Origin of the sequence: Pseudomonas sp. A-R-19 (assembly GCF_019956575.1) — a bacterium.
In the GTDB taxonomy this organism is placed as follows: Bacteria; Pseudomonadota; Gammaproteobacteria; order Pseudomonadales; family Pseudomonadaceae; genus Aquipseudomonas.
Genome location: NZ_JAHBDR010000068.1, coordinates 44,586 through 53,783, shown reverse-complemented (window position 1 = coordinate 53,783; position 9,198 = coordinate 44,586). Strand labels below are relative to the sequence as shown.

Sequence of the window (9,198 nt, the reverse complement as noted above, 5' to 3'; positions counted from 1 at the left end):
CCAGCAAGCCGGCTCCTACGAAAAGCGATACTGGCGCCATGTTTTTGAGGCATAAAAAAAACGCCCCGAACCAGTCGGGGCGTTTTCATGTGTGGCTCAGCAGCGGGAAATTACTTGCCTTCCCAGCGCTTCAGTACCAGCGTGGCGTTGGTGCCACCGAAACCGAAGCTGTTGCTCATCACGGTGTTGATGGTGGCGTTCTCGCGGGTCTTGGTCAGCACCGGCAGATCGGCCACTTCAGGGTCCAGCTCGTCGATGTTGGCGGAACCGGCGATGAAGTTGCCTTCCATCATCAGCATGCAGTAGATCGCTTCGTGAACGCCGGCGGCGCCCAGGGAGTGACCCGACAGGCTCTTGGTGGAGCTGATGGCCGGAGCCTTGTCGCCGAACACTTCACGCACACCTTTCATTTCCGCGACGTCGCCGACCGGAGTCGAAGTGCCGTGGGTGTTCAGGTAGTCGATCGGGGTGTCGACGGTGGAGAGCGCCTGCTGCATGCAGCGGATCGCGCCTTCGCCGCTCGGGGCAACCATGTCGTAGCCGTCGGAAGTCGCGCCGTAGCCAACGATTTCCGCGTAGATCTTCGCACCACGGGCCAGAGCGTGTTCCAGCTCTTCAACCACGACCATGCCGCCACCGCCGGCGATGACGAAACCGTCACGGTCAGCGTCGTAGGCACGGGAGGCTTTTTCCGGGGTGTCGTTGCGCTTGCTGGACAGGGCGCCCATGGCGTCGAACAGGAACGACTGGCTCCAGTGCTCTTCTTCACCGCCGCCGGCGAAGACGATGTCCTGCTTGCCCATCTGGATCTGTTCCATGGCGGTACCGATGCAGTGAGCACTGGTGGCGCAGGCAGAAGCGATGGAGTAGTTCAGGCCCTTGATCTTGAACGGAGTGGCCAGGCACGCCGAAACGGTGCTGCTCATGGTCCGCGTTACGCGGTATGGGCCGACGCGCTTGACGCCTTTCTCGCGCAGGATGTCCAGCGCTTCCATCTGGTTCAGGGTCGATGCGCCACCGGAACCGGCGATCAGGCCGGTACGCGGGTTGGACACCTGCTCTTCGGTCAGGCCGGAGTCGGTGATGGCGTCTTTCATGGCCAGGTAGGCATAAGCTGCCGCGTGGCCGACGAAGCGATAGATCTTGCGATCGATCAGTTCTTCAAGGTTGAGGTCAATGGAGCCGGAAACCTGGCTACGCAGACCCATTTCGGCATATTCCGGGTTGAACCGGATGCCAGGGCGGCTTGCACGCAGGTTAGCGGAGACGGTCTCTTTGTCATTGCCCAGGCAAGAAACGATGCCCAGACCAGTGATAACGACGCGGCGCATGCGGATAACCCTTAGAAGTTGTCAGTGGAGGTGAACACGCCGACCCGGAGGCCTTCGGCGGTGTAGATTTCGCGACCGTCGACAGTCACCGAACCGTCGGCGATGGCCAGGTTCAGCTTGCCCTTGAGGACGCGCTTGATATGAATGTTATAGGTGACTTTCTTGGCGGTCGGCAGGACCTGGCCGAAGAATTTCACTTCGCCCGAACCCAGCGCACGGCCACGGCCCGGCAAACCTTGCCAGCCCAGGAAGAAACCGACCAGTTGCCACATGGCGTCGAGGCCCAGGCAGCCTGGCATCACCGGATCGCCTTCGAAGTGGCAGGCGAAGAACCACAGGTCCGGATTGATATCCAGCTCGGCGACCAATTCACCTTTGCCGTACTTGCCACCTTCTTCGCTGATCAGGGTGATGCGATCAACCATCAGCATGTTCGGGGCGGGCAGTTGCGCGTTACCTGGGCCGAACAGCTCACCGCGACTGCAGCGCAGCAGGTCTTCCCGGGTAAAGGCGTTTTGTTTGGTCATGCGAGCTCCTCAATAGTCCCATGCGGCAGGTGGGGCAAATCTTCCCGGCCGATCGAAGCGTTCATGCCTCGAACCGGCAGCCTACTCATAGACTATTGCGTTGTGGTGAAAGTCACAGCACCAAGGACATGAATGTACACTTGTGCACTGAAATTATTATTCAAGCCCCTTTTCGGGCCTGTACGGGTGCCTAAGACTGCCGCACTTTCGCCTTTCACGCCAGTCACAGATGGTCGAAAGGCCTGTTCTACTGCACCCATCGTTGCAGAATTTGCTGCAGATCAGTGCGTTTGAAGGGCTTGGCCAGGTAATCGTTCATCCCCGCCGACAGACAGGCTTCGCGGTCGCCCTGCAAGGCGTTGGCAGTCAGGGCGATGATCGGCAGGTCGCTGCAACCGGGCAGCTTGCGGATCAGTCGGGTGGCTTCATAGCCATCGATGATCGGCAAGCGGCAATCCATCAGGATCGCCTCGAAAATCAGACTCTCGGCGCTGCGTACCGCCTGGGCTCCGTCGGCGACGACACTGACCTTGAAGCCCAGGCTGCGCAACATGGCTTCGATGACCGTCTGGTTGACCGGGTTGTCTTCGACCAACAGCACATTGCGTCCTTCGCCGTCGCTGTTGCCGGTTTGCGTGCGGGGAGGTAACTGCGGCTGTGTCTGTTGGTGCAGCGCCAGGGGGATTTCCAGGGTGAACACCGAGCCGCGGCCTTCTTCACTCTGCGCGCGCAGGGTGCCGCCCATGCGTTCGGCGAGGGTGCGGGCAATCGGCAGGCCCAGCCCGGTGCCGCCGTAGCGCCTGGAAATGGAGCTGTCGGCCTGCTGGAACGCGTCGAACATCAATTCCAGGCTTTGCGCCGGGATGCCGATGCCGCTGTCGCGCACGGTGCAGGTGAACCACAGCAACTCGTGGTCCAGCGACTGCCATTGCGCCTCGATGGTGACGCGGCCCCGCTCGGTGAACTTCAGCGCATTGCCGACCAGGTTGACCAGTATCTGCCGGATACGCGTCGGGTCGCCCTTGACCTGCAAGCCTCGCATGTCGTCGGGGATCATCAGTTGCAGGTCGAGGCCGCGTTGTGCGGCGCTGTGCTGGAACGACTGGGCGCAACTGCCGATCAGGTCGGTGAGATTGAACGGAATGTGTTCCAGTTCCAGTTCTGAGCGTTCGATACGCGAGAAGTCGAGAATATCGTTGATGACCTTGAGCAAGTGCTCGGTGGATTCGGAGGCCAGCGCCGCGTACTCCACCTGCTCCTCGGTCATGTCGGTGGTTTCCAGCAACTGCAGCATGCCCAGTACGCCATTCATGGGCGTGCGCAGTTCATGGCTCATCATGGCGAGGAAGTCGGATTTGGCGTTGTTGGCCTTTTCCGCTTCTTCGCGGGTCTGGATCAACTGCGCCATGGCCTGATGCTGTTCGCGGCTGGCCTGCTCGAGACCGCTGGCGAGGTTGTTGATGTGTTGCGACAGCGCCCCCAGTTCGGCGTCATCGACAATGGGCAGCGGTGTTTTGTAGTCGCCGTCCTGAATCGCCTTGACCGCATTGCCGATATCACGGATCGGTTGCGACAGGCTGCCCGCCAGACGCCGGGCCACGAGGAAGGTAAACAGCAGGGCGAACAGCGCCAGAATCGCAGCCTTGAGGACGATTTCCTGCTGGCGACGGCTGAAGGCATCGTTGGACAGGCCGACGATCACCCGACCCAGATAGTCCTCGGTGGGGGCCGCGATAGTGGTTTTGCTGCTCTGGAAAAAGTCATTGTGCAATGCGATTCGCTGGAGCCGGATCGGTGCCTGGAACACTTCGAGCTGTTGCGCGCGATTGTGGTGTTCGTTCGGTTGTTCGACGTACACCAGAACCCGGTTGGCGCTGTCCTGAATTTCCAGAAAGCTCACGTTGGGCGTGGCCAGCGTCGCCTTGAGCAAGGTTTCGAGCACTTCGTTGTTGCCCGATATCACCCCGTACTCGGTGGCGGGGGCCAGTTGGTTGGCGATCAACTGGCCGGTGTGAGTGATTTCCTGACGCAGATCCTGGATGCGCACGAACGTGAAGAAGCTGATCAGCAACAAGGTCAGCAGCAGGGCAGGGCCGAGGCTGATGAGTTGGGTGCGGGTGTTGATGTCCCAGCGACGGCGCAAGTTCATGGGCGGCGTTCTCCTTCAGCCAGCAATGTGGCGACAGACGCTTCGTTTATCTGCTCGATACCCAAGGAGCGCGCTACTTGCGGGTTGCTCGAGACTTTGAATCGCTGGGGATAATGGGTGCGCGGCCAGGTAGCGGGGGGGCGGTCGAGCAATTCGTTGAGTACCGCCAGCCAATCGCTCTGATCGCTATAGGTGCTGGCCAGGCTCCCGGCCTTGACGAATCCGGCGTTGGGTCCGATCAGCGCCACTTGTCGCGAGTAGCTGCTCAGCAGCAGGTTTTTTGCGGTTTGCGGGTTGTATAGGTCGGCGTCGTCCAGGCCCAGCAACACGTCGCTGTTTTTCAGCAAGGCCTGCAACGGACGACTGTCATGAATGTTGTCCCAGCGCTGGGTGACCACCTCGAGACCCAGGGGGAGGGCGGCCTCACGCAGCTCAGCCAACAGGAACTCACTGTGGTTGTCGTAGAGCACGCCGATGCGTTTGGCCTGGGGCAACAGGGTGTGGGTCAAGCGCAACTGGCGGTCCACGGGTGGATCGCTCCATAGCAGGCAAAGGCGCGCAGGCAGCGTGTTGTTCAAGCGTTGCCGGGCTTGCAGGCGGCTGATGCGCAACACCAGTGTCGCCGGGCCCTCGGCGTCTTGCAGGCGCCAGTCGAGGCTGGGCAGGTCGAGCAGTATCAAGCGGATGTTTTCCGGCAACCTGTCGGGAATCGGCAAACTGGCCAGTGCCTGGAATCGCACGTTATCGTTTGGTCGCAACTCGCTCAAGGCCTGGGTAAACGCCCGCACACCGGGGCTGTCTTCGGCCCCCGTGAGCAAAATATCGGCGGCGTTACCCGCCAGGCTGCTGGACAATAGGCACAGCATGGCCAGCAACCGACCCAGGGACGGCATTTTCCAGGCCGGGCGATACCGCATCCTAAAGCTCCAGCTCCGCGCTCAAATACATCACGTGGCGCTGGTCATAATTGTTGTCGTTGAAGGTGGTTGGCTGATTATCCAACCGTTGCTGGAGCACCCCGGCCAGTTCCAGGCTGGCCTTTCCCAAGGCGATGCGTTTGGCGATGCGCGCGTCGACCCGTTCGAAGCGGTAGCCGTTGAGCGCGTCATCGCCATAGTAGAAAAGCGCACTGTTCCATCCTTGTCCCCAATCCCTCAGCCATCCGGCCGAACCGCTGTTGCGTGCGGTCTGCCTGGCATCCAGCGGGTTGCTGGCGTCGGCATCGACGTAGGCATAGGTCAATCGCAGGCGATCGAGGCTGCCGACACGCCAGTCCAGCTGGGTTTCGGCTCCCGAAAAACGCTCTTTATTCGCATTGCTGGCGATGTACTGATTGTTGCGCAGCGGTTCGCTGATCATCCCAGTGATTTCGTCGTGGAACAGCTTCACGTCGAGTGCCAGGCCGGTTTCGGGGAAATAGCCGTTGTAGCCCAGCTCCCGGGAGCGCATGTGCTCTTGATCGAGATCGCCGGGGCCACGGGTCTTGACGAAGTAACGGGCACTGGACTGGCCAAAGGCACCGGGCCTGAGGTTGGTGACCTGATAACTCCAGTTGACGTTGTTCTCGAACATGTCCGGCGAACGGATGGCTTCGGAGTACACCGCACGCAAGCCGTGGCGTGGGTTGATCAGGTAGTTGACTGCCACGCGGGGTGTCAGCGAGCTGCCGATCAACCGGGTGTCCTCGAACATGGCGCCGCCTTGCAGCAACCAGTGTTCGCTGGCACGCCACTCGAACTGGCCGAACACGCGCCAGATCGTGTCATCGAGAGTGCCATTGAAGTAGGTCTCGGAATCCGCCCGGTCGTAACGATAGTTTATCCCGCTGACCAGTCGCAGGTTATCGGCAAGGCTCAGGGTGTCCTGCAGTTCGAGGTCGTAGCGCGATTCCCGGGTGCTCTGGTCGATGTCGCCGCACAGGGTCTGGCTCGCGCCGTTACGCCATTGATCGAGAACCTGGTTGGCCAGTGCCTGTTCGGTGGGTGTGCCGGCAGGCGCGCCCGTGCCGATGAAACGCGTGATGTTGCGGGCCAGCCGTTCGGTGTAGTTCGGATTCAATTGCCAGAGTTCGGTCAGTTGCGGGCTGAACGATACTTCGGCGTCGCAGGCGCGCCAGGTTTGCTGGCGATCCCAGTGTTGGGTCGAACCCTGGATATAAAGGCTGTGATCGGGATTGATGTCCAGGTTCCAGCGCAACGAGCCGGCGTAGTCCTTGGCGGTGACGTCGGAGTCGTCGCCCGCGCGAGTAATCCCCGGGAACACCGGCCGGTAGGTATAGGGCCGCTGGTTGGTGCCGTCCTTGGCATTCAATTGCCAATCCAGGCTTTGCCGTTCGTCGAGGCTCTGGCTGACAGCGAGGTTGAATCGATCGAGGCGACGGCTGTCATGGTAATCAGCGCCGGTGCGGTCGGTGTCGAAGCCATCGTCTTGCTGGCCGGACAGGGACAGGCGCATATCGCCATCCGCCCAGCCCACTCCCTGGCTGGCGTAAAAGTCGTTGATGCCGCGTTGGCCCCGGGTGACCTTCATGCGTGTGCCGTGACTGTCGGCCGGCCGCCGGGTAATGATGTTGACCACGGCCATCAAGGCATTGGCGCCATAGCTGACGGTATTCGGCCCACGAAAAACCTCGATGCGTTCGATGTCTTCCATGGCCACCGGAATGTCGCTCCAGTCGACGGTGGCCAGGCCGGCGCGATACACCGAGCGCCCGTCGATCAGCACTTGCATGCGCCGCGCTGCAGTTGCATTGGTTCCGTGGTAGTTCACCGCCGCCTGATTGCCACTGATGTTGCCGACCATCATCCCCGGCACCAGACGCAGCAGCTCGCTGATGTCGCGGGCACCACTGGCGTGGATCAACGCGCTGTCGACCACCGTCATGCTTCCCGGAACGGCCGCCGGCGACTGCTTCAGGCGCGTGGCCGTGAGCACTTGCGGCAGCGGTTCGCTGTCCAGGAACAGGTCGTCGGCCAGCAATGGCGAGCTGAAAACCAGCGCCAGGACCAGAGGCGAACGCGGTGAAGGAGCACCCGGAGACACAACACATCCCTGTCAGTGATTGTTGGCGCGCATGTTAACCGAGCCGAGTGACTTTTCCATTCACGATGTCCGCATTTTCCTCGGCTTTGTTGGTCTTCTTCCTACGGGTGCCGGTATTTGACGTCGGGGCTGGCCGCCGATGGGCTGCCCCGTATAATGCCGACATCGCCACTGGTATGGATTAACGGATTGCATATGACTGAACAGCGCCCGATTGCGGTCCTGGGAGGCGGAAGTTTCGGAACCGCCGTGGCTAATCTGCTGGCCGAGAATGGGCATCAGGTCCTGCAATGGATGCGTGACCCGGAACAGGCCGAGGCCATTCGGGTCAATCGCGAGAACCCGCGTTACCTCAAAGGCATCAAGATTTTGCCTGGCGTCACGCCGGTCACCGATCTGCAAGCCACCCTGGATGCCTGTGACCTGTGTTTCGTCGCATTGCCTTCCAGCGCGCTGCGCTCGGTGCTGGTGCCGCACGCCGAACGCTTGACTGGCAAATGCCTGGTGAGCCTGACCAAGGGCATCGAAGCCCATACGTTCAAGCTGATGAGCGAGATCCTCGAAGAGATCGCCCCGCAAGCGCGTATCGGTGTCCTGTCCGGACCCAACCTGGCCCGTGAGATCGCCGAACATGCGCTGACGGCCACGGTGGTCGCCAGTGAAGACGAAGAACTGTGCCAGCAGGTTCAGGCCGCGCTGCATGGCCGGACCTTTCGTGTGTACGCCAGCGCCGACCGTTTCGGCGTGGAGCTGGGCGGGGCGTTGAAAAACGTCTACGCGATCATTGCCGGCATGGCGGTGGCGCTGGGCATGGGCGAAAACACCAAGAGCATGCTGATCACCCGGGCATTGGCGGAAATGACCCGCTTCGCGGTCAATCAGGGCGCCAACCCGATGACCTTCCTGGGCCTGGCGGGCGTGGGCGATCTGATCGTGACCTGCTCGTCGCCCAAGAGCCGTAACTATCAGGTCGGGTTTGCCCTCGGCCAGGGCCTGAGCCTGGACGAGGCTGTCACCCGCCTGGGCGAGGTCGCCGAAGGGGTCAACACCCTTAAAGTACTCAAGGCCAAGGCCCAGGAGGTTGGCGTGTACATGCCGCTGGTCGCCGGGCTTCACGCGATCCTGTTCGAAGGCCGCACGTTGGAACAGGTCATCGGTCTGTTGATGCGTGGCGAGCCGAAAACCGACGTCGACTTTATTTCCACCAGTGGTTTCAACTAACCACACTTGCCAGAAAAGCAGGGAGTTGCGCATGAACGATCCAAAAGTAGAAGCCAAATACGAGTCCATCCTCCTGCGCGCGTTGTGGATGATCGTCTTCGTGCTGGTGTGGCAAGTGGCGCAGTTCATCCTCGGCGCTGTCGTGCTGGTGCAGTTGATCTATCGTTTGTTCTATGGCGCCCCGAGCGCCAGCCTGATGAATTTCGGCGACAGCCTGAGCCAGTTTCTGGCGCAGATCGGTCGTTTCGGCAGCTTTCACAGCGACCAGAAGCCTTGGCCGTTCGCCGACTGGCCGACGCCACGTACGCCGGAAGGTGAGGCGCCGCATGTCGTGGCGCCGGCACCGCATCCGGCCCGAGATGAGGAACCCAAACTATGAAACTCTGGGTATTGCGTCATGGTGAAGCCGAGCCATACGGCACTCGAGCCGATTCCGAACGGGCACTGACCGACCACGGCCGCAAGGAAGTGTTGAGCAGTGCGGCGCGGTTGATGGGTCAGCCGTTGACGGCGATCTATGCCAGCCCCTACCTGCGTGCACAGCAGACGGCGCAACTGGTGCGCGAGGCATTGGGCTTCGAGCCCGAGATCCGCACCGTAGAGTGGCTGACCCCGGAAACCGACCCGGACAAAGTGGCCGAGCAACTGGTATCGGTGAGTAACGTCCTTTTGGTCAGCCACAACCCGCTGGTAGGGCATTTGTTGAGTTACCTGCAACATGGTGCCGGGCATCCGCCGGAAAAAGTCAGCACCGCCGGGTTGGCCGAACTCAAAGGCGATGAGTTACTGGTCGGGTCGATGAAGCTCGACAGCATCAAGCACCCTTAGCGCCGCTTTTCTGTGGGAGCGTGGCTTGCCCGCGAAGGCATCGACTCGGTTTACCTGATAAACCGCGGAGCCTGCATCGCGGGCAAGCCACACTCCCACA

General features: G+C 61.1%; 8 protein-coding genes. 3 read left to right on the top strand and 5 right to left on the bottom strand.

The window, feature by feature from the left end; translation table 11 throughout:
* Nucleotides 1-110 precede the first annotated feature (110 nt).
* From fabB to KGA88_RS19560, 5 genes are all read right to left on the bottom strand, one after another.
* Nucleotides 111-1,331 carry a beta-ketoacyl-ACP synthase I gene (fabB, locus tag KGA88_RS19580; RefSeq protein WP_007974551.1) on the bottom strand — a complete coding sequence of 407 codons (1,221 nt, stop codon included), beginning with the start codon at nt 1,329-1,331 and terminating at the stop codon, nt 111-113.
* An 11-nt stretch (nt 1,332-1,342) separates the two neighbouring features.
* Nucleotides 1,343-1,858, bottom strand: coding sequence for a 3-hydroxyacyl-[acyl-carrier-protein] dehydratase FabA (gene fabA, locus KGA88_RS19575; RefSeq protein WP_003227150.1), 516 nt, complete (start codon nt 1,856-1,858; stop codon nt 1,343-1,345).
* Between the two features lie 247 nt (nt 1,859-2,105).
* Entirely contained in the window at nt 2,106-4,007 is a 1,902-nt protein-coding gene (locus KGA88_RS19570; protein ID WP_110657526.1) for an ATP-binding protein, read from the bottom strand.
* Nucleotides 4,004-4,924, bottom strand: coding sequence for an ABC transporter substrate-binding protein (locus tag KGA88_RS19565; RefSeq protein WP_223593641.1), 921 nt, complete (start codon nt 4,922-4,924; stop codon nt 4,004-4,006). Before KGA88_RS19565 ends, KGA88_RS19570 begins: the two co-directional genes overlap by 4 nt.
* A 1-nt stretch (nt 4,925) precedes the next feature.
* A complete protein-coding gene (locus tag KGA88_RS19560) occupies nt 4,926-7,049 on the bottom strand; it encodes a TonB-dependent receptor plug domain-containing protein (protein WP_223593639.1) in 2,124 nt (707 codons plus the stop codon).
* Nucleotides 7,050-7,244: 195 nt separating this feature from the next.
* On the opposite strand from KGA88_RS19560, the gene KGA88_RS19555 reads away from it, so the two are divergent.
* The 3 genes from KGA88_RS19555 to sixA are packed head-to-tail and all read left to right on the top strand — an operon-like array spanning nt 7,245 to nt 9,098.
* Nucleotides 7,245-8,270 carry an NAD(P)H-dependent glycerol-3-phosphate dehydrogenase gene (locus tag KGA88_RS19555; RefSeq protein ID WP_223593637.1) on the top strand — a complete coding sequence of 342 codons (1,026 nt, stop codon included), beginning with the start codon at nt 7,245-7,247 and terminating at the stop codon, nt 8,268-8,270.
* 31 nt (nt 8,271-8,301) lie between these two features.
* Nucleotides 8,302-8,649 (top strand): DUF4389 domain-containing protein, encoded by a 348-nt coding sequence (locus KGA88_RS19550; protein WP_110657534.1) that lies wholly within the window; start codon nt 8,302-8,304, stop codon nt 8,647-8,649.
* Complete coding sequence (gene sixA / locus KGA88_RS19545) at nt 8,646-9,098, top strand: phosphohistidine phosphatase SixA (RefSeq protein ID WP_110657536.1); 453 nt, start codon at nt 8,646-8,648, stop codon at nt 9,096-9,098. Before KGA88_RS19550 ends, sixA begins: the two co-directional genes overlap by 4 nt.
* Nucleotides 9,099-9,198: the final 100 nt, after the last annotated feature.